The organism is Bdellovibrionales bacterium (assembly GCA_018266295.1).
Lineage (GTDB): Bacteria > Bdellovibrionota > Bdellovibrionia > Bdellovibrionales > Bdellovibrionaceae > JACMRP01.
Genome location: JAFEAQ010000011.1, coordinates 285,229 through 311,106 on the forward strand (window position 1 = coordinate 285,229; position 25,878 = coordinate 311,106).

The window sequence follows — 25,878 nt, forward strand, 5'->3', positions numbered from 1 at the left end:
CTTCCTACAATGGACGCATGAGAAACATAGCAAGCCTTTTTATTTTAGTAGCAGCGGTTCTTTCTTTTAACTCTGCCCAGGCGTTCGTCTCTCCAGTTTCAGTTTCCGTGATTCCGCCTGTCCAGTTCCCACCGAACGACTTTACTGTCACCGGAGTTCGCGCCAGCGTCGGCTGGGGCCAGCACCGCAATATGTACGGGATCGACCTCGGTCTCTTGGGAAATATCACAGAGCAAGACTTTACCGGTATCGCGGTTTCAGGGATTTTCAATAACACCCGTGGCACAACCAATATCATTGGTCTTCAGTTCGCCGGTATCACGAACATCAACACCAACAAAACAAGAGTCATCGGTCTCCAAGCGGCTCTCGGAGCGAACTACCAAGCCGCAGCGAGCACTGTTGCCGGTGTTCAGTTGGCTTTGCTTGCCAACGTGGCGCCATTTACAGATATCTACGGTCTTCAGCTCGGTCTTTATAACCGTGCAAAAGAAGTTTACGGTTTCCAGATTGGCCTCGTGAACATTGCTGACAATCTTCACGGTATCCAGATCGGTCTTGCGAACTTCAACCACAAAGGTCCGTTCGCAATTTCTCCGATCATCAACGTTGGTTTCTAGTTTTTAAATTTTAAGACAAATTAAAAAGGACGCCTCGACAGCGTCCTTTTTTTATTTCTGGGAGCTTCAGATTACTGGCACTCGATACTGAAAGAATCGTACTCACCTTTGCCGATGTAAACCGTGCCGCCAACGATGTTACCGTCGCCGATTTTTCCGTAGAACGAAGACGATTTGCCGGTGTCTTTGCTGATAATATTCACCACACCGTAGCCGCGGCTCACAGCCACAAAGCCCGTCGCATAGGCGCTGCTGAACTGAGTAAAGCTATGCGATGATGTATCGTCGTAATTGTGCTGAACTTTGGTTTCTTGTTTGGTCGTGCCGCCTTCCTGGATCGTGCAGTTCATTGTTCCTGCTGTTGCCTGTGAAAGACCTGCTGCAAAAGTCAAAAGTGCCAATGTCGTTTTCATTTAAACCTCCTGGTTTGAATGCCGAAAATCCTATTCCATCAGGGTCCCAAGTCCACCCACTTTTCCTTCACATAAGGCACCGAGTCCCATGAAAAAGGACCCACGGAAGCCCCCGGGAGCAAAGTCGGAGTTAATCAAGCGCTTGAACCCCCCTCGAGTTCCATGGTTTTTCCGCGTTTTGGTCTCCTTTTGACGCTGAAAACGGCCGCTTTTGCCCTCGAAAGAGGCGTTGAAGCTTGCAACTGCAAGTGAGTCGATTTGAAGCTTGAAAAGTTTACCCTTTTTGAGGAATGATGTCCCCGCAGCAGCCGGCCTGATTTATAGTGCCGACACAGAATCACATATGGGAAATGCTATGAAACACTTCATCAAGTCTTTGAAAGTCGCAGTACTCAGTTTCGCACTCATCACTTCACCAACATTCGCACAAGGTCCGACAAACGCTTTCGTTTTAAACCAAAGCACTTTGCAATCTCAATTGCTGAGCGGAAACCTTGAGGTGCTTAAAGCCCTCTACGCTGTTCACGATGCAAAAGATCAAGTGAACATCGCCCGCGCGAATCTTCTTCCGTCTTTGAACTTGGGCGCGATGCTCAGCTTCTCTGGTGGTGGCTTCATCATTTCTTCTGTCGACATCTTGATGCCGTTCTTATTGCCATCAAACTGGTACAACTACTTCTCTGAGAAAAATCTCTTTGAAGCTGAAAAGATCTCTTACAACACGGTTCAGTTGAATCTTGTGAGCTCTGCGGTTTCTGTTTACTTCACGATGATCGCGGACCGTCAGATCTACGGAATTTTCCAGCAGCAATATCAAGACTTGCAAGACATCTATGAAATGCAAAAAAAGCGTGCGGCTGTTGGTTTGATCCCGGTTTCAGATGTGATGCAAACTCAAGCGCAAGCCCAAATGGCCGGCGTGAAGGCTTCTCAATTGGCTGAGCTTAGCAAGCAAGAGATCGCGACAATCCGTAAGGCTTTGAACTTGCCTTTGGAAACTCTGATCCAGCTTGAGAACTCGACAATGGTGAACTCACCATTCGAGTTCCAACCAATGCAAACAACGATCTCTAAAGCCAATGCGGTGTCTTTGGAAAGACAACAGATCAAGTACATGGTGAAAGCTGCGACAGATGTTAAGTGGTCGAAAGTTTTTGCTTTCATCAACAGCGCGTCTGTGGGTAGCCGTGGTACGACTGGCAACGCCAGCTTCGATAATATGCAAGCTTCTGGCAGCATGAACTTAGGCTTTGCCCAAGTTCCAACTTACGAGTTGAACGAACGCCGTATTAAAGAAATCCAGTTGCAAGACACTATGCTGCAACAAGAAAACGTCCGCATCATCGAAGCGACAATCGGTAGTATTCAAGAAGCAAAAAGCCAGTTAGATTTGGCAACTCAAGCCGAAATCCAAATGGCTCAAGTTTACCAAATGCGTTTGCAAAATTACGAACAAGGCGCAGCGACTTTGATCGAAGTTCTTCAATCACGCAGCCAAATGGCGGATGCTTCTGTAGCGAAAATCAAAGCTCAGTTGGACTTAAACCTTCAACGCGTTGTTTTGCACCGTACATTGTTGTCAGCTCAGTTCGGCACAATCAAAGGTTGCAACCCTTCTCGTTTGCCACCTGAAGAAAAGAAAGTCGGCGTGATCGGCCGTCTCATCGGTAAAAAACCGTCTGAGAGCCACACGACTCTGGATCTCATCTGCCGCGGTCAGTAGTTATATCCCATCGCAAAAGCCCTGCTCTAAAATCAGGGCTTTTCTTTTTTATCGTCTCAGAGCAGGACTTCTCACTAAAAAAAATCGATACACTCAGCTAGCGCCGAGGGCCTTAAAAACCATCCGTGTTGAGTATTGGTTCATCTTCAAAGAAAAGATGGCTCATTTTCATTCACCAACCGAAACAAGTAAATATAATTTGTTTAAATTCACATGAACACTCCCTGTATTCTAAAGATGCGAAGGGGGTTCAGAGTCTATGAGCGATACAGAAAAGAACAATAAAGTACGTCCACTCAGTGTCTTTCTACGCGAGAGCCGAATGCGAGCCGGGTTGTCTCAAGCCCAGGTCGCTCGAAGGCTTAAATATGGTACCGCCCAATTTATATCGAACTGGGAACGCGGAGTCTCAGAGCCACCGCTGAAGGCTATAAAAATTCTTGCGAAAATTTATAATATTCCCGCTGAGGAAATATTTGAGGTGGTTTTACGGACTACTCTTGAAAAAGTAAAAGAGGATCTGACCGCAAAATTCAGAGACGCGAAGTAAGCAGGTTTTATCTTAAGGGGACGTCACTTTCCAAGTGCCGTCCTGCTTTTGCAATTTCATCTTATAGACGATCAACTCAAATCCCTCGGCTTGTACTTGCTGGTGAATGAGGTTCAGCGCATTTGAAACGTTGAATGTCGCCTCTTTTTTTTCATCAAGCTTTGCCATGATATCGATCAAAGCTTCGCGTTCTTTTGTAGGAACCGTTTTTAAAGCGGCTACGACATGGGCCTCTTCGCCGGTGATCTCCTGGCGCTGAATTTCGACATCCGATTTATCAACCAGAGTTTTCACGGCGATCTTTTGCAAGTTCGCTTTTCCCGTCACTGCCTTACCAATCTCTTCACGCAACTGCGTTTGATAGCGCTCTTTGGCGCCCTCGATCGAAGCATCTTTGACTTTGGATTCATCCGAGCAGCCGACAAGTGCCAGCAGCAAACCTAGAACTAATAAATATGTTTTCATGGTTTAAGCTTAACGAAGGACCTCGAGGACTTCAAGGCTCGAGCGTAAAGCTGGACGGATGCGCTTCTTGGCGTGACGGCGTTCTTTGTGGTCGGCCTTACGGACAGACTTAGGCTGATCAAAATACTCACTCAAGACTGTGAGATCGTGACTTTTACCCAATTGATCCTGCAGGCCCTTAAGCTGTTCTACCGGTATATCCATGCACTCAAATGCATAACGGATCTTCTTCGTCGAGATTCTGAGCCGATGCAGCTCTTTTGCCGAGAACTTTTTCTGCTTCAACCACGATTTAATCTGGCTTCGCATTTTCTTGAGTTGATCGGGGTGGATTTGAATCTTTTCGTTCTTGAGAGTTCGCTCAAATGCGGCAAGCTCCCTCGGCAGAGCTTTGACCTCGGCACTATGTAAAAGTCTACGGAGTTTGGCTCCCGCCTGTTTTTGATCTTCGCGAAGCCTTCCATCTTTGAGATGATACTTGTGAGCACCTTTCAAGGTAACATCCCACTGACGACGCTCGCCAAGTGCACGGGCTAACTTTTTAAGACTATTTTTAAAATTCACAAACAGATGGTGAGCCGTGTTCTGTTCAATCATCTTGATCTGCACACGCAGACGACGCGTACTCACACGAAGATCGTGTATTCCTTCGTAAGTTAAAGATTTCGATTGAGCACGCAAAAGACGACTGAAAGTTTCAATTTCGCCTTTAAATCGCGCCTCAATAAATTCCATACTACCCCAGGGAGTCTTTTTTATACCCTAAATTTTTCAGAGCTTCCTCGAGACTTGAAACTCCCTCTTTCTGACACTGACTGTCCATCCATTCTTGGTGAAGTTTCAAATGCTTGGTCACGATCTTTAAGACCTCAATACGGGCATAGTCTTTGTCATTTGCCGGAACCAAATACCACGGCGAGTACTTTTTTGAGGTCCGCTCTAGCATCTCATCGCCAGCATTGACGTAGTCTTTCCACTGAGAGCGCGCCTTCACATCGTCTTCTGTGATTTTCCATTGTTTGTAGGGATCTGTCAGACGCTCTTCGAAGCGCTTCAGTTGTTCCTTCTTGTCTATTGCCAGAAAAATCTTAACGATCTCAACCCCATCATCAACGAGCATTCTTTCAAACTCGCAAATTTCACCATAGGCGGCTTCAATACGCTTCTTCGGTGTGAGTTCATTGACTTTTTCAACAAGCACACGCCCATACCAAGAACGATCAAAAATCGCAATCGTTCCAGGGGATGGCAGGCGCTGCCAAAAGCGATAAAGATAATGTTTTTGCTGTTCATCCCCCTCTGGCGGCCCGATGGGATGAACACGGAAGCCCCGTGGATCCAGGGTTTCTACCAAGCGCCGGATCGAGCCCCCTTTGCCGGCGGCATCAAAGCCCTCAAAGACAATGATTGCGCGTTTTCTCTGATGCCAGATCCCCTGCTGAATGCGCAGCATTTGAAACTGCAGATCACGCAAGCGACCCTCTGTTTTTTTACTGTCTTTAAGTTCTGGGAAGTCTTTGTCGTGCAAAAGCTTCGAAAGTTTTCCATGCTGAGACAAGAAGTTACTCCTTTGATGAACCTAGTGGCTGTGAACGACGACGACGGGAATTTCCGCCTGTAATATGGTATCTCGAGCCGTGCTGCCAAGGAAGGCCCGAAGAAGCGCGTTACGTTTGCTGTGGGTTCCCAGCACGATCAGGCAATAGTTCTTCGCCGCCTGGATCATCAATGCTTCATTAAGCGGTTTCTTCGGATCAGCGACAATAAACTCGCAGTCCACCATGGATTTACGCATACGATCCCGCTTTGCGGCGAGGTTCTCAATAGCATCGCGCTGCATTTTTTGAAAAATGCGATCTAAGTCAAAGTTCGCAAACCCAGACATAATACTCGCCTCGTGAACTCTTTTAATTTTGTCATAGGCTGAATGAAACAACGTGACTTCAGCTCTGGTACGAGCCGCCAGTGACATGGCATATTCTTCCGCCGGCTTGCTATCCCGGCTTAGATCCGTCGCCACCAGAATTTTAAGATTCTTGGTGTCTCTAAGACGAACGAATTTTTCTTGTACGTGGGGGCCTGCCACCATGACCGGCCGTTCGGAATTGAGTAAAACTGTCTCTGCCACACTACCTTCGAGTATTCTTTCAAATCCGACATGACCTTGGGTTCCCATAATGACCATTTCCGGCCGTGGCCATTGATGAACGGCCTTAAGAATTTCATCGGCGGGACTGCCTGCACGAATTTCGAACTTCGTCTTCGGCGACACTGCTTTTGCCAGGTCCTTCAACATCCGTTCGTGCTGAATCTGCCAGGTTTTGAAGTAGGGATCGTTATGAATATTTTTATTGGGGTAGGTTTTAGGATCTTCAACGTAAACCAGCTTGAGATCTTCGTGCAATAGACGAGAGAAGTCTTGAGCCAAGCCGCGGACTGTTTTTCCGCGGCGCTGGCCTTGTTCAGAGAAGTTATCTAAATCCTCAGCTACAAGAATAGAACGAGGGATCATACAAATCTCCTTTTCAGAGACCCGGGATTTATAGAACTCGATTTATGGTCTGAGCTCAACCTCCCGCACTGACGACTTAGGCCAAAGCAAATGTGGTAATTCATGATCCGAAACATGAATCAGATCTTTGCGTAAAGTGCCGCACACAGCGTTGGCCGTTTTTTTAGACAAAGCAGCTCGCACCTTTCCTAGAAAGTTGGGTTCGCTGACCAAAATCAATTGTTCAAATAGATGTTCGTTGGATGCACGATCCAACTCTTCTGAAATGGATTTCGCAAAAATCTGCGCAACCCGGTCCGTCGGTGACTGAGGATTAATACGACTGCCTCTCCCATAACTGAAGCCTCCCGAGTACATGCCCGGGCGGTCTGCGTTAATCTCTTGATCCTTAAGTCGGCCTTTAGGGTTTTCAAGTCGCTTCACAAGTTTCAGTTTCTTGTCAAAGACTCCATTCTTATCGTTGGTTTCATAAAGTCTTGCTTCAGTTCGATTGACAACCGCTACCCAGGTTTTCATCGTGCCTCCTTTGCTTAGACTTTATTTTACCTTCGTTCTGCACTCCGAACACTTTACGTTTTGGGAATCTTGCCCTGAAACTGCATTTCCAAGCCAGTCACTAAGCAGATTGCCGTCTGATCTCGTTGTATAAAATTCGGATTTGGTGATGGAGCAGTGCTGTTTTCCTGGAGCCACGAAATAGCGGAAATTCGCAGTCCCAACTGAAATATTATCCATGCTTTGGAACATTCTCTGAGACCAATCAACTCCTGGTCCGCCAGTGGCCGCGTAAAACATCGTCTGGATACGATCTTGATCATGATTAAACTGAGAAAAGTTGGCATTCGGGTAGAAGCTTGCGATGTGCTTATAAACATCAACAAGACTGATGGTTTGCCAGTTGATCACAGCAGGATCCAGTCCTGGCACCCATGCCGGTAAATTGGCATTAATGCCCCACTGAGGGAAGAAGAGTGATTTTGCAACGCCAGCACCCGAGTCACCAAATTGAAGAATTTTTGCGGTCTTATAGGTTTCAGCGATTTTTGGCGTCCAAACAATTGAACCATAAGAGCCCGCACTACACCCATCAACATTGATATCTGTCGCTGTTGGATAATTCTGCGCCATCCACATCAGAACCGCGCGGGCATTATTACCGCCACGATGATGGATGACGAACGTGTTGCCGTTACCATCTTTATAGTTTGTGTCGGCACTGCCAAGGTGAACGTCGCCGGTGCAGTAAGGAACAAAGATATGAGTCCAATCCTTGTAAGGATTGTTCGCATTGGTCATGTCATAGATGCCCTCTTGGCTGTTGATAGGCCCGTAAGTTCTTTCAACCGTGTCAGTATAGATCTGATTGCGAGCGCAAGTGAAATCATCCCAGCACGCACCGCCACCGGCAAAGCTCACCAGGATTTTTTGCGGATCACCGGTGTGAACGAGAAATTTATAAGGTGCTCCTCGCGCACAGAGAGTGTCTCCTCCTGGGGCAATTTCTTGCCAGCCACTCGGCAGAGCGTGAGCGAATTGAAATGCAAATAAAACCGCGACCAAAGCGAAAATGCTTCTCATAATCCCCCTCCTTGGATGTGATCGAATGTGCATCAACCATATAAAGGTCCAGGCCCCGAAGCAATGACTTCGCGAAAAAGACAAAACAGAAGAAGCTAGACACCACGGTCCAGACCTTCGCCCGTTCACTGATGACTTACAAATGCCGAAATGAAAGAGGATCGTTTTGCATTTTTGTATTTAAGGAGGCTTAGCTTGAAACAATGGGTAAAAAAACTCGTTGATCAATTGGATTGGAATGAGCACGAAAAAGGCTCCGCTCCACCACATGAAGACATGACGGAAGACAGAGCTACGCTCCTCTATATTCTTGATACTTATAGCAAACATCTCTTTGAAGTGGACAAACAGCCCGTGCGCCGTGTCCGCGAAACCTTCGACAATATTGTCAAAGGACTGGTGAATCCGGAAAACTCTTCGGAAAAAATTCTTTTCCAACTTCGTCAATTTTTTTCCAGTTATCGTATTGATGAGTACACCTTCATTCAAAATACTTTCGATGATTTTAAACGCATCATCTGGGACTTTGCAGAGCAGTTGAGCGATGACATTCAGTACGAACAAGCCAAAGATGCTGAAGCTGCAAAGAGTCTTGAGCAACTCCGCGAAGCCGTCGACGCCAACTCGATTGATGCTCTTCGCTCGAAATCACGTGAGTTCATCGATTTCTATATCAAGTATCAAACGCAAAAAGACGAGCGCCGTACAAAGCGCATGTCGACTATGAAGAAGTCCCTGAGCTCAGTGAAAAAGCAGCTGATGGAAGCCAACCACAACATGCGTGTGGATCACCTCACCCAAGCCTACAACCGTAAGAGCTTCGATGAGCAGATGAAAAAGCACATGCAAATGTCGGTGATTTCTCAGTACCCTGTCACACTGATTACGCTGGACATCGATTTTTTCAAAAAGATCAACGACTCTTACGGCCATGATATCGGTGATTTCGTCCTGAAAGAGTGCGTGGCCCTGCTGAAGGAAGTCTTTCACCGCGAGGACGATTTCGTCGCCCGTATTGGCGGCGAAGAGTTCGCGGTGATTCTGCCGAGCTTCAATGTTGAAAGCGCCCTGGTGAAGGCCGAAGAGGCCATGAAGAAGATCCGCAGCGAAGTTTTCGTCCATGGCGAGCTGAAGATCAATTTTACAGTCTCAATGGGGATCGCCCAATGGACTCAAAATGAGACACTGGATCAGTGGATCAAACGTGCCGACACGGCCCTCTATACTTCGAAACAAACCGGTCGTAACAAATATACTGTGTCTACGCCCCTCGAGGCTGTGAAGAAGACGGCCTAAGCCTGTTAGAAGTCTCACACCCTGTTCTACGATTGGTGATTGCTAACCAGTGAATTGACACCACGGCGAGAGTAACATCTCGCCGCGATTTTATCGGCCCCTCATGCTGGCCCCGTGCTTGCAATGAGGTCAGGCATGAAGACTGCTCTCCTCCTCACACTCCCTCTCCTCACTACAACTCTCCAAGCAAATGCTGATGTGAATATGAAAGACGCGAGCTACTACAAGACCTGGATCGATCTTGAGATCCAGCGAGGCTCGAGGGTCTTCCAGCTACGGCGGACCTACTCGAGCCGGTCCTTGCATCAAGGACTGTTTGGCTTCGGGTGGTGCTCCGACCTCGAGAAGAGCTTGGATACCAGGAGGAAGAACGAAGAAATTGTCCTCCAAGATTGTAGACTGAATGCCCCGATAAAGTTCCGAAAAATTACACCTACCTTGTACAAATCCGCCTCCCACGAAACTCTCGAATACCGCGACCAAGAATACCTCAGAACGACTTCGAAAAAATCTCTTCAAAAATTTAATAAAAATGGAAAATTAGTGAGCCTCGTCGATGCTAGCGGAGACCGCCTGGATCTCAGCTACGATCTCACCGGCTTCTTGAGTAAGCTCCGCTACAACAACTCATCAGAGATCCTGGTGAGAGCCGACGCCACCAAGAAGCGCATTCTGCAAATCACCACTCCCCACAATCCAGGCGTCCTATATACCTACCTCGGACAGGATTTAGTCCGCGTACGTAATGCATGGAAGAATGTTTTCGACTATCAATACGATGGGCTCCACAACTTAACACGGGTGCAGTATCCAAACGAAACCCAGGAGCTCATCGTTTACAATACCGAGAAAGACTGGGTCGTGAAAGTTACCAACCGCGACCTCTGCGAAGATCGCTTTAAGTTTGAACGCCAAGGCGCAAGCGACAACTACACTGCCACTGCTGAAAAGCACTGCAAAAACAAATTAGTTACAAAGACAGTTTATGAATTCCGGCACAAGGCCCGTGCCGATGGATCAAAGTATCTGGATCAAGTGAAGTTTTCACAAGGAAACAAAGTCCAGAGAGTTTCATACAAACTTCCGGGGCCCCTCGATGTCACTCAGTAAATTTAAGTTAGCCGCTTTAGTCCTCTCTTCACTCTCTACAACCAGTTATGCAAATTCCTCACCTAAGGAGGTGCTCAACTACAGTCTGCAAATGACGGAGGCATTCCTCGCTTGGCCTCTCAGTCAAGGCAGCAAAGAGATCCTTGTCGCTGTGATCGACACCGGACTGGACACTCATCACCAGGTTCTCCGCGAAAACTTATGGACGAACCCCGGTGAAACCGGTGTCGATGCCAGCGGCCGCGACAAAGCCAGCAACGGCGTTGATGATGATGGAAACGGTTTTATTGACGACGTTCACGGCTGGAACTTTGCCGGCAATAACAACGATCTCTCGGACAATCACGGCCACGGTACTCACGTGGCTGGGATCATCGAAAGTGTGGCACCCAAAACTGGTATCATGGTTCTGAAATACTACGACCCCAACGCTAGTGGTGAAGACAATCTGACCAATACTGTAAAGGCGATCCGCTACGCCATTAAAATGAAGGCAAAGATTATTAACTACTCAGGAGGTGGCACCACCAAGTATCCCGACGAGGAGCTCGCCATTCGCGAAGCCCAACAAAAAGGAATCCTCATCGTCGCAGCAGCAGGTAATGAACGCACTAATTCCGACATCAATGGTTTCTATCCTGCCGACTACGGGCTCCCAAACATCATCTCTGTCACGGCCGTCGATGAAAACCGCAAGATACTTCCTTCCAGCAACTTCGGCGTAAGCACAGTAGACATCGCAGCACCCGGCAAAAACATCGTCTCTACACTTCCAGGGGGGAAATTCGGGACGATGACCGGGACCTCGCAGGCCACGGCCTTTGTCACCGGCACTGCGGTGCTTTTGATGGCCCAAGGTTACAAAACCCCTGAGAGCATCATCCAGCAGATCACATCCACAGGTTCTGATAACAGCTTCCTCGTCGGGAAGACTAAATATGAAACGACTTTGAATGCATACCGCTCCCTTGTCATGAAGGGGGCCGGCCTCGGAGCCTTCGGTGCTGGGGTCCTCAATAGCTCAACCGATCAAGACTTCTCCTCCAAGCTTGATCCGGACTCCGAGGACCCTGGCGCCGAAGAGCTGCCTTTTAAGCGCATCGTGCAAAATCCAAAAATGCACTAAGGCCCCGGCGGCTCTTCTAGCCTGCGGCTAACAATTTAATCTGTAAGAAAAAATAATTAATTCTCTCGGCCATCAAAAAGAAACCGTCAATCAGGCGGTCTCTGATGGTCACTTCTTCTTTGTAACGGCTCACATCCCACAAAGCATCAAAATTACGCCTGCTGAGATTTGCAAGATCGTGATCCTTTGCGATAAAACCCAGATCAACACTCCCCTGAAAGCTTCTCTGGACAAAATCGGCACTACTGCCATAGACGACGTCATCAAATAAGCCAAAGCGAGAGTGATTGTACTGGGTTTCGTTACCGTAAACACGAACGTCGATCCCGGCTTTCATCAGAGCATCGAGAAAGCGTGCATTTTTTGGAATTTCAAAATTTTTCCCCCACAGCCGTACCGGCAGTTTACCAACACATAAAACGACACGAATATCGATCTCGGGAAACTGTCGCTTTTTATCGATGAGGGTTTTTAAAATTCCGGTATCCGTCGCCTCATACGCTGAAATCAAAATCTGGCGCTGAGCCGCCCCAATCTGCTGCAGCAATAGAGATCGCAAATCCGGATACTGAGTGCCTGGGCCCACAAGTTTTACAGAATCATCTTTAAATTGGATCTCAGGGTTTTTCCGAGCTTTGTAAGCTTCGTTCTGCCAGGAGTCTAAAGCCGCATGGAAATCACTTTCAAAAACTTTTTTAAAATCAGCAGAATTCTTGGTCGGGCCGAAGTAACCCATTTCCTGATTCATGTCATAAACAGTGAAATTGGAACTCCCGATATAAAAATATTTATTATCCACCAAAATCAATTTGCGATGAAATACCGCGCCCGGAAATCCTCGCGCCTTGATCAAGGCCTCTTTGTCAGAAATCGCGTATTCAACACCTAGAGATCTTAGCTCAGCGAGAACTGCGTCCCAGGTCGCACGATGCTTTTCAGACTTATTGGCGCTGCGATTATCAAGAACGACTCGGATCTTCACTCCTTGCTCACGTTTACGGCGGAAGAGGTCAAAAAGTTCCTTATTCGGAGCCAAGGACATTTCCATATCGATGGATTCTTGGGAGCGCTCTAGGATAGCCACTAAGTGAGGACGAATGCTGTCGCCCATATACATATAACCGGCCTCAAGACTCTGCGGATTTTCATGGAATACCGAGGAGCATACGGGAGCATCTGCACGGCTCGAAATCGCCGCCAGCAATAGACCTGCTATCAAAAGAAAAGGGCGCGCAAAATTGTCACGTAGCTGTTTAAGCCATGACATTCTATTCCTCAATAACCTCGAAAGAGAGATTCTCAAACTAAAGCTGCAAGGCCGGAGCCATCCAAGACTATTCCTCGAGCTCCGGAATGCGCGAGAAGGCAATTGCTGACGGAGCTGCATCGATCTTATCCTGAAGCACGGCAAGGTACACAGTGTCCTTGCCGAATTTTTCGTTGATCTTATCAACCACACCAAAGAGCTGCTCACGCTTGGTGTTCTCAAAGAACGAAAACTGATGATTTTCAGCTTTTCTAAAATCAGACAAAACCACCGAAACCATGAACGGCTTATAGGTCTTCGGCATTTCTTTAAACATCTTCGTCAGGTGAGACATAAGTAATGCCGTATCCTGAGTCTCATCGAGCTTCACTGAGCGCTCAAAGCGCTCGTGATGATTCATGAACTTCACCGACACACTCATTCGCTTTGTTAGAAAGTTCTCTTTACGCAGGCGCACGGCGGTTTTTGAAAGCAGCTTCTGGCAAATACCGAAAGCCCCCTGCCAGTTGCGAGTGTCTGGCGGTAGCACGTGCTGATGACTGATACTTTGGCTTTTATTACGCGGAACCAGCAGGTTCTCGCCGCGCAGAAGATAGTAATAGCGGCTCCCGACAAGACTCCCCCACAGGCCGTGCATCTGGCGTTCGTTCATCGCCAAAAGCTGCGGCATCGACGTCACACCCTTGGCATTTAGGCGGGATTCCATCTTTGCGCCCACTCCTGGAATGTCCCGGAGTTTCAAAGCTCCCAGGCGTTCCGCGAGCTCTTCTTTTTTAAGGACGACAAAACCGTCGGGCTTTTGCATGTCGCTTGCCATTTTTCCAAGCAGCATATTTGGCGCAAGGCCGATCGACGAGGTCAAGCACTCGCCCACACGCTCGCGGATTTCCTGCTTAATCTTCATCGCAAGAGCTGTCGCCACATCAACATTCTGCTGAGAGCCTGTCAGTTCGCAGGCAAACTCGTCCACAGAGCACACCGAATGGATCGGCACGCAGCTTTCAAGCACCTCGCGAACTTTGTGGTGGTATTCAATATAAGTACGGTGGCGCGATTTCACGAGTTGCAAGCCCGGGCACATCTTTTTGGCGTCACCCACGAGTGTCCCCGTCTTTATTCCTTTGGCCTTCGCCTCATAACTTGCGGCCAAAACCGCCGTTGTGTTTGCCATCATCGGAACGACGGCCACGGGCTTTCCTCGCAGTTCAGGATTTTCCTGCTGCTCGCACGAAGCGAAGAAAGAATTTAAATCGAGGTAAAGCCATCTCACCATGTAAATTAAACTAGTCCATTCTCAGTTAGTTCTCAATCAGCTTGTAGGCTATTTTCACTTAGAATGCCTCACGTTGCCCGCTTTGACATTGCGTTCCCAGAGGCCTAGAAACGCCGGGATATCACGGAGATCCCATGAAATTTCTAGTCCTATTCGCCACACTCTTCGGCATCCAGCTCAGCACCCTGGCTTTTGCGTCCTTGGCTCAAGCGCAAGAGTATCCTTACTTCGAATACACCGCTTACGGTTACTTCACAGCTCGTCAGTACGACACTTTCAAAACGGTGCAAAACCTGAATCCCTATACCAAACGTGAAATCGATCCTACCGAGTTCTCTTTGGAAGGGAAACTTTATTTAACAAATTCCTCGGCCATCGAATTTGAAGTGGAATTTGAACACGGCGGTGCGGGCTCCGCGATGGAGTTTGATAACTTCGAAGAATTTGGCGAATTTGAAACCGAAATCGAAAGAGGCGGCGAAGTTGTTCTTCATGAGATCTATTACGAAAAGTACTTCGACAACAAAGTAGAATTGAAGGCCGGTAAAGCTCCCCTTTTCATTTCTTTGGGTTCCATCCTGACGAGTCCAAAATCCCGTCTAGCGGTGAATGCCTCTGACGCTGAACTTCGCATGCTTCCTGAAGGCTGGACCGAGCTTGGTGTCCAAGTTGAAAAGCGCTTTGGTCCGATTAAAATTGGTGCCGGTATCGTGAATGGTTTGGATTCTGAGTTCTATAACTCACCGACTTGGATCGGCAACGGTTATCAGCGTCGTTTTGAATCCACCAACACCGATGACGTTGCCGGCTTACTTAATATCGAGTACGGCTCTGTGAAAGAAGCTTACGGGATGGCGATCGCCGGTTACTACGGCGATAGCCAAAACAATCGTTACAAAAAAGACAAGCTCACAGTTCCGGCCCATGTCGGTTTGGTATCTGCCATTGTGAACTACCGTTTTGGCCGCGTGGGTATCATGGGTCAAGGCATCTGGGGTCAACTCGAGAACGCGGACAAGATTTCTGCTGCTAATAACAACATGGCCAACGTCGTGAAACCAAAGCAGCCGAACTTGGGCTCGAGAGCCGCTTTGCAAACAATTCAGTTATCTTACATGCTGACGGACGACTTGGGTGTCTACATTCAGCGTGAACACGTCAATACTTTTGAAGATGTTGTCGGTAACAATTTCGTCGATCCCCGCTATGACTCGGAGACAAACTCTATCGGTCTTTCTCAGTGGTGGGATCAGTACTGCTTCGTCAAAGTTCAGTACGGCAAAGAGAAAACTCAGCTTGTGGGCTTGCCAGAGACTTCGAATCTGCGCATCGCTTTCGGTTTCGATTTAGATCAGCTTACAGATTAATTTTTAAAACGTTTATAAAAAAACCTGACTCTGTCAGAGGAGAATAAAATGAAAAACTGGATCGTAGCATTGGTATTATCCGCGGGCGTGACTGCTCATGCGGCATCTAACCAGGAAATCATCAATAACGTCGCTGTGAACGTCATCACTCAAACTTACAAAGACTTGGCTTCACACGCAGCTGATTTGAAAGCAAAAGTAGATGCCTTTGCTCAAGCTCCAACGGAAGAAAACTTGGCAGTGGCTCGTCAAGCTTGGCGCGACACGCGCGTTCCTTGGGAAGCTTCTGAAGCTTTCTTGTTCGGTCCCGTAGAAGGTTTGGGTTTGGACCCAATGATGGATACTTGGCCTTTGAACAAATTGGATTTGGACGCCGTTTTAGCTTCTAACCGCAATTTGACGCCTGATTTCGTTCGCGGCTTGGGCACAAACGTCCAAGGCTTCCACACGATTGAGTATCTTCTCTTTGGCGATGGCGTGAACGGTCCAAATAAAGCACTTGCGGCTTTCAACGTGAAACAACTTCAGTACTTGCAAGCGACTTCAACGCTTTTGGCTGAATACACGGGCCGCTTGGCTTTTGCTTGGACAAACAACTACGATCCTGAAAATCCATCAGCCCCTGGCTACATGGAAATCATCCGCAATCCAAATATGAGAAACCCGGTTTACACTTCTGAGCGCGCCGTTCTTGAAGAGCTGATCCGCGGTATGATGGGCATCGCTGATGAAGTGGGCACAGGTAAATTATCTGATCCTATGGGTGGCGACATCCATGCCGCAAACCCTGCGTTGGTTGAGAGTCCGTTTGCTTGGAACTCTTTGACAGACTTCGCTTACAACATCCGCTCTATTAAGAGTGTCTACACTGGCGCTTATGGCACCACTCAAGGTGCGGGCATCCGCGACTTCGTTGCCGACCGCGACCCCGCTTTGGCGGCAAAAGTAGATGCGAAAATCGATTCTTGCATCGCTTTGATCTTGGATATTGCAGGCCCCAACAAAATGGATTTCCGCCAAGCGATCTCTGATCCAGCAGGCCGCGCTCGTACAAATACAGCCATCGCCGCTTTGGGTGAATTGCACTTGATGTTGCAAGACCAAGTCTTACCTCTTCTTGATCAATAGTAACGGAGAAAATATGAGAAGACTCGTCTTCCTCAGCTTGTTCATTTCTATTCCGGCGTTGTCACAGACAATGCCGGACTTCGTTTCCGTCAAAGCCCTTGGCGGCGACACCACGGTTTATTTTAAGGGACAATCGATTCAGTCCTTCAACCAGCCCGCTGCTAATCTGACTGCTGATGAAGTCGCTCGCCACGTCGATGGCGATGCTCAATTCGAGAGAAACTTTTCTGACGACCCTTCTAATTTTAATTATGGCTTAGGCCCGGTGTTTAACAACACGAGCTGTGCTTCATGCCACGCAAAAGACGGCCGCGGCGCTTTGCCGGTGGTACCAGGTGGCAACACTTGGGTGCAACTGATGCAAAATGAATCTGTCTTCTTGCGTATCAGTATTGAAGACGGCTCCGAAGCGACTCAGCAAAAAACAGCGACGAATCACTGGGGCGCTCCAAAAGCGGTTCCTGGTTTTTCGACGCAGCTGTTTCATTTAGGCTCATACGGTCTGCGTGAGGATCTTCCGGGCGTTGGCCAGGCTCAAGTGTTTATGAACTATGAAAAGTTCACGTTCACTTATCCAGATGGCCGCGCGGTTGAGCTTCGCCGCCCGATCTTCCGTATTGAAAATCCTTACGACATGGTGGTGGACCAGTACACCGGCGCAAAACGCAGCCGTATCTATGAGGCCGATGTTCGCACCGGCGCTCGGATGGGCACACCGATGATCGGTTTGGGTTTACTTGAAGCGATCAATGAATCTGACATCCTGGCTTTGGCTGCCCGTGATCTTTCAAACGAAGGCGTGCATGGAAAGCCAAACTACGTTTTAGACATTGAAAAACAAATGGCTGGCAATCCTTATCCGGTGAGCCTCGGCCGATTTGGTTTAAAAAACAATACACCTAGCGTGTTCCATCAATCTTTGGGGGCACTTCAAGGCGACATCGGTGTCACGAACTATGCTTTCCCGATCGAAAGCATTTTCAATACTCCGCTCTTTGATGCTTTCAAACAAAAGCTTGGAACTCTAAAAATTGAAGCCACTAACGAAGTTGCCGATGCGTTGGTTTTCTACTCACGCACGCTGGCTGTTCCTGGACGCCGTGACACTGAAAGCGAAATCGTTCAGCGTGGTGGTCAACTCTTTGCCGATGTCAGTTGCACAAGCTGCCATCAGCCAAGCTTCACAACCGGCAATCACAAGATCGTGGCTCTTGCGAATCAGAAGATCTATCCGTTCACGGATATGCTTTTGCATGATATGGGCGACGGACTTGCCGATGGTCGCCGTGATTTCGATGCCACTGGCCGCCAATGGAAAACTCGCCCGCTTTGGGGGATTGGGCAAACTCAGACCATCAACCCACGCGCTGGTTTCTTGCATGACGGCCGCGCTCGCACGCTGGAGGAAGCAATCCTCTGGCACGGTGGCGAAGGTGAATACTCGAAGAATAAATTCGTGAACCTGTCGCAAGACAATCGCGATGCTCTAGTGGCTTTCTTAAAGTCGCTCTAAAAGAAAAAGCGGCTTAGGCCGCTTTTTTTATTTCCCCTTGGCCGTAGACCACTTGATTCAGGTCTTTGACCACGTTTTCCATCAACACTGACTGATTATGGATCTCATCGGACGTGCTTGCAATCTGCTCGGAAGAGGCCGCGTTTGATTGCACCGACGAATCCAGCTGATTCATCGCACTGCTGATCTGACCGATGCCGTGCGATTGCTCTTCGCTCGCTGTGGCGATCTCGTCGTTGAGGTCTGCCACCTTCTTGACGGAAGACACGATGCTCTTAAGCACGGTGCCGCTGTCATTGGCTTTCTGTGAGCCATGCTCAACCTTTACAACGCTGTCCTTGATGAGGTCGCTGATATCTTTCGCAGCCACAGCACTCTTTTGTGCGAGGGCACGAACGGCGTCGGCGACAACGGCAAAGCCTTTCCCTTGCTCGCCGGCACGTGCGGCTTCAACCGCCGCGTTGAGTGCCAGCAAGTTCGTCTGGAAGGCAATATCGTCGATGACGTTAATAATTTCCTCGATCTTATGTGAAGACTCGGTGATTTCAGCCATTGAAGTCATGAGCTGCTGAATCTCGTTTTCACCTTTTTGAGCGGCATCAGAAGACTGCTTTGAAAGTGACGCGGCTTCTTTCGCATTGGCCGCGTTCATTTTCACCATGGAACTGAGCTCCTCAAGAGACGCCACGGTTTCTTCAAGCGAAGCGGCAGAGGCTGTTGACGACTCTGACAAAGACTGCCCGGCCGTCGAGAGCTGCTGGATGGCCTCGGTCACTGTGTTTGAAGACTGACTGAGCTTCTTTGAAAGAGCGCTGACTTGATTTGCAATACGGCGAGATACCAGCATCACAGTTCCCAAAAGAAGAACCAGACAAACCACAGACACTGTGACTTGGAACACCGTTGCCTTGTTCGCTTCTGCAAGAATCGCCGAGGTTGGAGTGCGGATCACAAGACCCCAGTTCTGTTCTGACTCTGCTAACTTCACGGGCACAACCACGTAGTGATAATCCGTGGAGCTCTCTGGATCTTTACCACTAACAGAGAACTCTTTACCCTCTTGAATGGATTTCATGATCTCATCCTGGCTGAAGCTGAACTTCGCAGGCTTGGTGATCAAATCTTCATTGGGATGAACGACATAATTCCCGTTGGTTGAGATCAGATAAGCTTCGCTCTCAGAGTACGGTTTGATTTTGGCTATTTGATCTTTCACTTTCAGCAGTGGAAAATCCACACCGGCAACGCCGACAAACTGGCCTTGGTAGAAAATCGGCACAACCGCCGAAGACATCAACACCATTTGGCCGTTCACAGGATACTTATATGGCTCGACCATGGTTTCTTTTTTTCGCTGGCGAGGAACAACGTAGAAGTCGCCGTCACCCGGCTTTTCGTAATCAACAAGGGCCGCGAGTGAAGGTTTCCCTTCTTTATCATAACTCCAGTACGGCACAAAACGGCCGGTGGCATCGTGACCCGGAGTGTTTGCATAACTCGCATCTTTTCCGTCGTAGGCGTTTGGCTCCCAACCTGTCCATGTGCCAATCAGAGTTTTATTACGAATTAACGTTTCGCGGAGGTCCAAGTTCATCTCTTCACGATGAGCAATGCCATTGGCTTTTTCTGCCTCTTCAATGATCGCAAATGAGCGAGCCACCGTGAACGCATGTTCAAGATCAATGCGAATTTCGTTGGCGCTGGCGACGGCTGCTTTTTCCGTAATGGTTTCAGCATCGCTCAATGATTTTTCGCGGCTGTTTTTAGTGTTGATGTACGCGTTGAATCCCATGGCGGCAGAGGCGATCAAAACGATCGGCAGGGCCATCTGCATCTGAATCGACATTTTGCTAGACATGAACTCCCCTTGTTAAAAGGACCTCTGTTTATTCGGATTTTGCGCTGCAAAGCTTCAGTGAAGGGCCGGATAAATTTCTGTCAATGTCTGAGAATGAGACGATGACTCGTGAGGACCGAACGTGGTAAACAATCCCTCGTATGTCATTAAAAATTAGAAAAGCCGAAACTACAGATTGCAGTTTGATTCTTGAATTTATCAAAGGTTTGGCCGAGTACGAAAAGCTCTCTCACGAAGTGGTGGCGACACCGGAGCTTTTGCGCGAAAACCTTTTTGGCCCGCAACCAAAGGCGGAAGTTGTAATCGCCGAATGGAATGACAAACCTGCGGGCTTTGCCCTTTTCTTTCATAACTTTTCGACCTTCCTGGGGCGCCCCGGAATTTACCTCGAAGATCTTTTTGTGCTGCCAGACCTTCGCGGCCACGGCATCGGCAAAGGCCTACTAAAGCACCTCGCCCAAATCGCCGTCGAGCGCGGCTGCGGCCGCCTTGAGTGGTCCGTCCTCGACTGGAACAAACCCGCCATTGATTTTTACGTCAGCATCGGCGCGGGCCCGATGGATGAGTGGACCATGTATCGTCTGACCGGCGACAAGCTTCGCGGCTTTGCTCAGAGTTAGGGCTGGCGGGCCGCGGCTGGGCTTCCGCAGAAAAGCGGCCCGTGCGAGCGGTAAGTCTTAGCGTGAGATAGCGGCCCCCTCTGAATAAGGTCAACCTATAAGTTGACCCTATTCAGAGGGAGGCACTGAGAACATATAAACTTACTTATTCGGTCACTTCCGCAGGGGCTTTGGTTTATTATTCGTGTGTTTTGATTTCTTCTCGGAGCTTTATGCCAGCTATAGCGGGCCGACTTCGATCGTTGCAGGGAGTCCTAGTTTTTTGGCGTCAGGGCTTTTTGTGAAATCGATCTTCACTGCTCGCAGGGCGATGCCTGGTTTTGGGAACTTCAATTTTGAGCCATAGAGATCGTCGCCAACAATCGGGAACCCATGCGAGCTCAGTTCATAACGAAGCTGATGCGGGCGTCCCGTCAGAGGATGCAACTCCCAGCGAAGCCACTCGCTGCTCGCAGGCTTGCCGCCTTCGCCCGCCGCCGCTGCGACAGGACCTAAGTAAATCGCCTCTGTCTCGCTCGGTTTTCCAGTGGCGTGATCGTAAGCACGGCGCTTGCCGCGCAAAAGACGGCTTTTCCACAGAAACCGATCCCCTGAATTCAACGACAAAGCTTTGCGGTCGTTTTTTACGTTGGCTGGAATATGATCAAAGTTTTGATCGCTCGTGAAAGCCTGATAAACTTTGAAGACGCTCTTGTGTTCAAACCAGGCGTTGGCGATCGCGTGAGCCTTTGCATTCCGCGCAAACATCACCAAGCCCGACACTTCAAAATCCAAACGATGCACCGGAAAGATCTGCTCGCCCATCTGGTTTTGCAATGCTAAGCCCAAACACTCCCGCTCATCGCGCGCGCCTTCGCGGCTCGGAGTCGTCAGCACCATCGCAGGCTTATCCAGCACCACGAAGTTTTCGTTTTGAAAAACGATTTCTAATTTCATGATTTTTTATTCAGCCCGACGAGGAAGATCTCTTTTGAAATCTTGCGCGTGCTGTCTGGCTTCACGGCTTCGAATTTTTGGAAATCTTTTTTAATTTCATCACGAAGTTTGCCGAACTCATCACTATGGAAAAGCTTGCATACAAAGTGTCCGCCCGGCTTCAAGAATCTGCGAGCCACGTCCAACGCAAGCTCACAAAGAGCCATGGAGCGCGCCTGATCCGTGAAACGATGGCCGGTGGTGTTGGGGGCCATATCTGACATCACGATTTCAAACGGCGGCTGAAAACCGTGCTCTTTGAAAATATCCTCAAGCTTCAGATCATAAAGATCGGCTTGGATAAAGACCGCGTTTTTGAGCTTCACTGTCACAGGTTTTAAATCCACACCGAGGACTTTGCCGCCGGCACCGACTTTTTGCGAAGCATACTGAGACCAGGACCCTGGAGAGGCCCCGAGATCCAAAACCACCTGATTTGGTTTAAAGATTTTGTACTTCTTGTCGATTTCTTCGAGCTTGAAGACTGAGCGGGCCGCGTAATTCTCTTCTTTGGCCTTCTTAAAGTAATGATCTCGGGGGTTGTAAGTCATGGCGCGCACTATATCAGACTCCCCGGGTTGAAAAAAGCACCCTTTAGGGCTATTCTCCCAAATGTAAGAATTATCAAGGGGTTCTCATGGAAATCGCACTGGTGATGGGTCTGTTTTTTCTGGTTTGTACGATGATCTTCGTGTTCATCGCGATTTTCTTACCAGAATGGGTCGGCATCACCGGCAAGAAAGCCCACGAGGTTATGCGCGAGCACGTTGAGTCCCCGCCCCAGGATAGCAAAGCCTCCGAAGAAGAGTCTTCCAAAGAAGAAACTCCTAAAAACTAGGCATCGAGCTCGCGGACCTTCCACAGAAGGGCCCCGCCAGCTAGGAACAGCACCAAAAGGCCCATCATGCCGTAGCGGTGCTCACCTGTCAGGTACACCGTCCAACCAACAATGAGTGGACCCAAGATCGAAGCAAACTTACCCACCAAATTGAAAAGTCCAAAGTACTCGCCGCTGGATTCGCGCGGGATCATTTGCGCAAAGAAGCTGCGGCTTAAAGACTGCATGCCCCCTTGGAACATGCCGATGAAAATCGCCAGCACATAGAAGTGCCAGTCTTTGCTCATCTGAGTCGCAAGAACCACCGTGATTGCATAGGCTCCCACGCACATCAAGATCGGCTTACGGAGGCCAAAGCGATGTGTAACCGTACCGAAAGCCCATGCGCAGGGGAATCCCACGAACTGAGTGATCAGCAACGCAATCATCAGATTCTGCGCGCCAAGGCCAATCGCCACACCATAATCCACCGCCATCGTCATCACCGTGTAAACGCCGTCGATAAAGAGCCAGTATGATAGTACGAAATAGAAAAGATTTTTGTGGCGAACGAGATCCTTCATCGTGCGCAACAAGCTTGCGAAACTCAGGCTCATCATTTGACCGAAAGAGCCTTTAAATTCTGAGCGCGGCTCTGGCACATTTTTCATGAGTGGGAAAGTAAAGATGAACCACCACACACTCACCGTTAGGAAAGAAAACTTCACAGCCCCCTCTTTGCCTTCAAACCCGAACTTCTCTGGGAAAAGGAGCATGATCACGTTGATTAAAAACAAAATCCCGCCGCCCAGGTAACCAAGGGCATAACCCACCGAAGAGGCGTAATCGAGTTTACGGCCCTCTGCCACGTAAGGCAGGAGCGAATCATAGAAAACGCAGCTCGCGTTAAAGGCCATCATCGAGATGCCATACGCAAGAATCGCCGGCCACCAGTCGCCTTGGCCGATAAAGTAAAGCCAGCCGCAACTTACCACGCCGAGGAGCATAAACAGAAAAAGATAAAGTTTTTTGTGAGATCGCAAATCTGCGACAGCCCCAAGGATGGGACTCAGCATCGCAATCACGAGACTAGAAACCGAGATCGCCGTTCCTAAACGATTGGTGGTGAGTGTAGAGTCAGCCCCTGCGCTCCAGTATTTTTGGAAGAAGAGCGGGAAGAATCCCGCCATCACTGTGGTCGCATAAGCACTATTGGCCCAGTCATACAGGGCCCAGCTAAAGACTTTTTTATCTTTGATCATGTCAAAGATCAAAACATGGAAAAGTCAGCGAATCAACCTATCGAGGCAAGTTCACGCAGCTTCCGCCGCCCTGCTTTGCAAAATAGCAGACGATGCCCTTCTCGTCGTCGATCACACGGGTGTAATCACCGCTGATCTTTACTTTGAAGCCTTTGCTTGCCGCCGCTGGCTTACGGCCATCGGCTTTCGCGTGCTTTGCTGTCTTCTTTTTATTAGCCGCATAAGTTGCCGGGGTCGCAAAGCAAAGCCCTAACGCAACGATCGCAGCCATCAACTGAGCTGTTTTCATAAAATCTCCTCACACAGCAAGCTCTTCGTCCTAAAGGCCAGATAACATTACAGCTCCATATCGTAATAATACGAATCTGATTTATTTTCTGGATAGAGCAGTCATTCCATCTCAGAAGGACACATTTTCTGTCTCAGTTTATGACGAGAACATCATTCGACTCTGCCATCTGTTTTTCTGAAAATGCTGCTATCAGGAGGATTCTTATGGAAACAACTCAAACCCCACAGACACGCAAAGCCCGCAGCGTCCCTAAAATTCCGCTGCCAAAAACATCACGACATCTCAACAATCTTCTGGAGTGGCTCGCCCATCCGACAACCCGCAATTTAAAAAACGTCCCGCACCATTATTCGCGCGATGCTTTCTTTAAAGATCCGTTCACCGAGATTTATACAGCGGCCGAAATTCAAAAATATTATGAGCACACACTGTCGCGCTTGAGCGACGTGCGCTTTGTTTTTGAAAACATCATGGAGGAAGACAAGCAAGCCTTTGTCACCTGGGTGATGACCGCACGATTTATGGGCCGTGAGTTCTCGGTTCAAGGAACTTCGCATTTGAAATTCGATGCCAGCGGCCTCTGCGAATACCATCGCGATTACTTCGATCTCTCTGAAGAGATTTATGAGCAGCTGCCGCTTTTAGGTTATTTGTTCCGCGGTCTGAAACGCGTTTTAAACTAAACGTCGTCAAAATTCTGACATCGTCAAAATTACGTCGGCAAAGACGCCAACAAACGGGTCTTTGCCGAATTTTTTTCTGAGTCATTCCCATCACTTGCGGACTGCCTCGACGCAAGTCTGCTGAGCACCGTGTTTGCTGCAAATCCCCCCTGTAAGGGGGATGAATGAATCTGAAAACCACACTGGCGACTCTCGGAGTTTTTTTACTGCTCACGGCGAATATCAGCTGCGCCAATAAACAGGAAAGCCCAAACCCAAATCAAGAACCCGCAAAATATAATGTCCTTCCCGGTTATGATGCGTATCCCCTGGCCTGGGAAAGCCAAAAGAGCGACGGCAAAGATTGGACGAATTATCTTTTCGAGCTGATCCAACAACAAGCGCCGGAGCTGATCCAAGGCGCTGACGATGTCACTCTCTTTTGCCCGCGCTACTTTAGCCTCACCACCAATGAAAGAGTCAACTTCTGGGGCCTTTTAGTTTCTGGCATCGTGAAGTACGAAAGCAGCTTTGATCCCACAAGCCGTATGCGCGAAACCACGATGGGCACGGATCCAGTCACGGGCAAACCGGTGTATAGCGAAGGTTTGATGCAGCTTTCTTATCAAGATGGCCGCAACTACGAATTCTGTGATCAGTTCGACTGGAACGCCGACAAACACCTTGATCCTGCGGATCCTCGCAAAACCATCTTAGACCCCTATAAAAACCTCCAGTGCGGAGTGAAAATTCTAGCCCTCCAAGTCCGCAACAGAAACCGCATTACCCTCTCTAAAGGGGTTTATTGGGCCGTGATCCGCACCGACGGTAAAACCAACAAGATTGCGCAAATCTCTGCGTTGACCAAAAAGATGCCTGGCTGTACAAACTAGATACTTAAAACCAGGATTTGCTATGACTAAAACGCGCCAAAAAGAACTGAAAAACTTCTCCCTCGGATCAGACAAAACGGAGTACCCACAAACGTATTCTCCAGAGCTTTTGGAAGCCTTTGATAATAAGAATCCTGGTAAAGTTGCTTGGACGAGCTTCGTCTGCACGGAGTTCACAAGCCTCTGCCCTAAAACCGGCCAGCCTGATTTTGCGAAGATCTTCATCAACTACATCGCTGATGAAAAGATGGTCGAATCTAAATCTTTGAAGCTGTATCTCTTTAGCTACCGTAATCATGGCGACTTCCACGAAGACTGCGTTCAGAAAATCTGCGACGACCTCGTGAAACTGATGAAGCCAAAGTACATCGAAGTCATCGGTGAGTTCACTCCACGTGGCGGTATTGCGATCTATCCTTTTGCGAGCTACGCGAATAAAGAGAAAACGTTCCGTTCCCTTTACGAGAACCGCCTTGCTGGGTACGCTCCTGGCAAATACAGCATGGAACTTTCAAAACTGTACTAAGTTCAAGCCTTAGGCCCAGTAAACAGCCAATT

General features: G+C 48.6%; 28 protein-coding genes. 14 read left to right on the forward strand and 14 right to left on the reverse strand.

Going from position 1 to position 25,878, the window contains the following annotated elements; translation table 11 throughout:
- The first annotated feature begins 17 nt into the window (after positions 1–17).
- Positions 18–620 (forward strand): hypothetical protein, encoded by a 603-nt coding sequence (locus tag JSU04_10105; GenBank protein MBS1970651.1) that lies wholly within the window; start codon positions 18–20, stop codon positions 618–620.
- A gap of 71 nt (positions 621–691) precedes the next feature.
- On the opposite strand, the gene JSU04_10110 is transcribed toward JSU04_10105, so the two are convergent.
- Entirely contained in the window at positions 692–1,033 is a 342-nt protein-coding gene (locus JSU04_10110) for a hypothetical protein (protein ID MBS1970652.1), read from the reverse strand.
- A 355-nt stretch (positions 1,034–1,388) separates the two neighbouring features.
- Between JSU04_10110 and JSU04_10115 the strand changes: the two genes are divergently transcribed.
- On the forward strand, positions 1,389–2,756 hold the full coding sequence (locus tag JSU04_10115) for a TolC family protein (protein ID MBS1970653.1): 1,368 nt from the start codon (positions 1,389–1,391) through the stop codon (positions 2,754–2,756).
- A gap of 259 nt (positions 2,757–3,015) precedes the next feature.
- Entirely contained in the window at positions 3,016–3,306 is a 291-nt protein-coding gene (locus tag JSU04_10120) for a helix-turn-helix transcriptional regulator (protein ID MBS1970654.1), read from the forward strand.
- 12 nt (positions 3,307–3,318) lie between these two features.
- Here the strand turns inward: JSU04_10120 and JSU04_10125 are convergent, their stop codons facing one another.
- The 6 genes from JSU04_10125 to JSU04_10150 are packed head-to-tail and all read right to left on the reverse strand — an operon-like array spanning position 3,319 to position 7,861.
- Positions 3,319–3,771 carry a hypothetical protein gene (locus JSU04_10125; GenBank protein ID MBS1970655.1) on the reverse strand — a complete coding sequence of 151 codons (453 nt, stop codon included), beginning with the start codon at positions 3,769–3,771 and terminating at the stop codon, positions 3,319–3,321.
- Between the two features lie 9 nt (positions 3,772–3,780).
- On the reverse strand, positions 3,781–4,506 hold the full coding sequence (locus tag JSU04_10130; protein MBS1970656.1) for a CHAD domain-containing protein: 726 nt from the start codon (positions 4,504–4,506) through the stop codon (positions 3,781–3,783).
- A gap of 1 nt (position 4,507) precedes the next feature.
- Entirely contained in the window at positions 4,508–5,329 is an 822-nt protein-coding gene (locus tag JSU04_10135; GenBank protein MBS1970657.1) for a hypothetical protein, read from the reverse strand.
- 21 nt (positions 5,330–5,350) lie between these two features.
- Positions 5,351–6,283 carry a universal stress protein gene (locus JSU04_10140; GenBank protein MBS1970658.1) on the reverse strand — a complete coding sequence of 311 codons (933 nt, stop codon included), beginning with the start codon at positions 6,281–6,283 and terminating at the stop codon, positions 5,351–5,353.
- A gap of 42 nt (positions 6,284–6,325) precedes the next feature.
- Positions 6,326–6,799, reverse strand: coding sequence for a host attachment protein (locus JSU04_10145; protein MBS1970659.1), 474 nt, complete (start codon positions 6,797–6,799; stop codon positions 6,326–6,328).
- Between the two features lie 21 nt (positions 6,800–6,820).
- On the reverse strand, positions 6,821–7,861 hold the full coding sequence (locus tag JSU04_10150; GenBank protein ID MBS1970660.1) for a hypothetical protein: 1,041 nt from the start codon (positions 7,859–7,861) through the stop codon (positions 6,821–6,823).
- Positions 7,862–8,056: 195 nt separating this feature from the next.
- Between JSU04_10150 and JSU04_10155 the strand changes: the two genes are divergently transcribed.
- From JSU04_10155 to JSU04_10165, 3 genes are all read left to right on the forward strand, one after another.
- Positions 8,057–9,157 (forward strand): GGDEF domain-containing protein, encoded by a 1,101-nt coding sequence (locus JSU04_10155; GenBank protein MBS1970661.1) that lies wholly within the window; start codon positions 8,057–8,059, stop codon positions 9,155–9,157.
- 135 nt (positions 9,158–9,292) lie between these two features.
- Positions 9,293–10,267: a hypothetical protein gene (locus JSU04_10160; protein ID MBS1970662.1), complete on the forward strand. Its 975-nt coding sequence runs from the start codon at positions 9,293–9,295 to the stop codon at positions 10,265–10,267.
- Between the two features lie 91 nt (positions 10,268–10,358).
- Complete coding sequence (locus JSU04_10165; GenBank protein MBS1970663.1) at positions 10,359–11,393, forward strand: S8 family serine peptidase; 1,035 nt, start codon at positions 10,359–10,361, stop codon at positions 11,391–11,393.
- A 16-nt stretch (positions 11,394–11,409) separates the two neighbouring features.
- Here the strand turns inward: JSU04_10165 and JSU04_10170 are convergent, their stop codons facing one another.
- Positions 11,410–12,660 (reverse strand): phosphatidylserine/phosphatidylglycerophosphate/cardiolipin synthase family protein, encoded by a 1,251-nt coding sequence (locus JSU04_10170; GenBank protein ID MBS1970664.1) that lies wholly within the window; start codon positions 12,658–12,660, stop codon positions 11,410–11,412.
- Between the two features lie 67 nt (positions 12,661–12,727).
- Positions 12,728–13,933: a hypothetical protein gene (locus JSU04_10175; GenBank protein MBS1970665.1), complete on the reverse strand. Its 1,206-nt coding sequence runs from the start codon at positions 13,931–13,933 to the stop codon at positions 12,728–12,730.
- A gap of 134 nt (positions 13,934–14,067) precedes the next feature.
- On the opposite strand from JSU04_10175, the gene JSU04_10180 reads away from it, so the two are divergent.
- Genes JSU04_10180 through JSU04_10190 form a run of 3 tightly spaced genes read left to right on the forward strand, consistent with a single transcriptional unit; the run spans position 14,068 to position 17,941 of the window.
- Positions 14,068–15,300, forward strand: a complete 1,233-nt coding sequence (locus JSU04_10180) for a hypothetical protein (protein MBS1970666.1) — start codon at positions 14,068–14,070, stop codon at positions 15,298–15,300.
- A 48-nt stretch (positions 15,301–15,348) separates the two neighbouring features.
- Positions 15,349–16,428 (forward strand): iron-regulated protein A precursor, encoded by a 1,080-nt coding sequence (locus tag JSU04_10185; GenBank protein MBS1970667.1) that lies wholly within the window; start codon positions 15,349–15,351, stop codon positions 16,426–16,428.
- A 13-nt stretch (positions 16,429–16,441) separates the two neighbouring features.
- Positions 16,442–17,941, forward strand: coding sequence for a c-type cytochrome (locus tag JSU04_10190; protein ID MBS1970668.1), 1,500 nt, complete (start codon positions 16,442–16,444; stop codon positions 17,939–17,941).
- A gap of 13 nt (positions 17,942–17,954) precedes the next feature.
- Here the strand turns inward: JSU04_10190 and JSU04_10195 are convergent, their stop codons facing one another.
- The gene (locus JSU04_10195; protein ID MBS1970669.1) at positions 17,955–19,799 is read right to left on the reverse strand and encodes a methyl-accepting chemotaxis protein; all 1,845 of its coding nucleotides are present in this window, start codon (positions 19,797–19,799) and stop codon (positions 17,955–17,957) included.
- 140 nt (positions 19,800–19,939) lie between these two features.
- On the opposite strand from JSU04_10195, the gene JSU04_10200 reads away from it, so the two are divergent.
- A complete protein-coding gene (locus JSU04_10200) occupies positions 19,940–20,419 on the forward strand; it encodes a GNAT family N-acetyltransferase (GenBank protein MBS1970670.1) in 480 nt (159 codons plus the stop codon).
- 219 nt (positions 20,420–20,638) lie between these two features.
- Here JSU04_10200 and JSU04_10205 read toward each other — a convergent pair whose 3' ends face one another.
- Both JSU04_10205 and JSU04_10210 read right to left on the reverse strand, forming a co-directional pair.
- Positions 20,639–21,355, reverse strand: a complete 717-nt coding sequence (locus tag JSU04_10205) for an RNA pseudouridine synthase (GenBank protein ID MBS1970671.1) — start codon at positions 21,353–21,355, stop codon at positions 20,639–20,641.
- Positions 21,352–21,945 carry an RlmE family RNA methyltransferase gene (locus tag JSU04_10210; GenBank protein ID MBS1970672.1) on the reverse strand — a complete coding sequence of 198 codons (594 nt, stop codon included), beginning with the start codon at positions 21,943–21,945 and terminating at the stop codon, positions 21,352–21,354. The genes JSU04_10205 and JSU04_10210 overlap by 4 nt, the downstream gene beginning before the upstream one ends.
- A gap of 86 nt (positions 21,946–22,031) precedes the next feature.
- Here JSU04_10210 and JSU04_10215 point away from each other — a divergent pair, with 86 nt between their 5' ends.
- Entirely contained in the window at positions 22,032–22,232 is a 201-nt protein-coding gene (locus JSU04_10215) for a hypothetical protein (GenBank protein ID MBS1970673.1), read from the forward strand.
- On the opposite strand, the gene JSU04_10220 is transcribed toward JSU04_10215, so the two are convergent.
- Positions 22,229–23,401, reverse strand: a complete 1,173-nt coding sequence (locus JSU04_10220) for an MFS transporter (GenBank protein ID MBS1970674.1) — start codon at positions 23,399–23,401, stop codon at positions 22,229–22,231. The two genes, JSU04_10215 and JSU04_10220, sit on opposite strands and share 4 nt — an antisense overlap.
- Before the next feature lie 109 nt (positions 23,402–23,510).
- The gene (locus JSU04_10225; protein MBS1970675.1) at positions 23,511–23,762 is read right to left on the reverse strand and encodes a hypothetical protein; all 252 of its coding nucleotides are present in this window, start codon (positions 23,760–23,762) and stop codon (positions 23,511–23,513) included.
- A 206-nt stretch (positions 23,763–23,968) separates the two neighbouring features.
- Here JSU04_10225 and JSU04_10230 point away from each other — a divergent pair, with 206 nt between their 5' ends.
- From JSU04_10230 to queF, 3 genes are all read left to right on the forward strand, one after another.
- On the forward strand, positions 23,969–24,448 hold the full coding sequence (locus JSU04_10230; protein ID MBS1970676.1) for a nuclear transport factor 2 family protein: 480 nt from the start codon (positions 23,969–23,971) through the stop codon (positions 24,446–24,448).
- A gap of 164 nt (positions 24,449–24,612) precedes the next feature.
- The gene (locus tag JSU04_10235; GenBank protein MBS1970677.1) at positions 24,613–25,320 is read left to right on the forward strand and encodes a hypothetical protein; all 708 of its coding nucleotides are present in this window, start codon (positions 24,613–24,615) and stop codon (positions 25,318–25,320) included.
- A gap of 22 nt (positions 25,321–25,342) precedes the next feature.
- Complete coding sequence (gene queF / locus JSU04_10240; protein MBS1970678.1) at positions 25,343–25,846, forward strand: preQ(1) synthase; 504 nt, start codon at positions 25,343–25,345, stop codon at positions 25,844–25,846.
- Positions 25,847–25,878 lie beyond the last annotated feature (32 nt).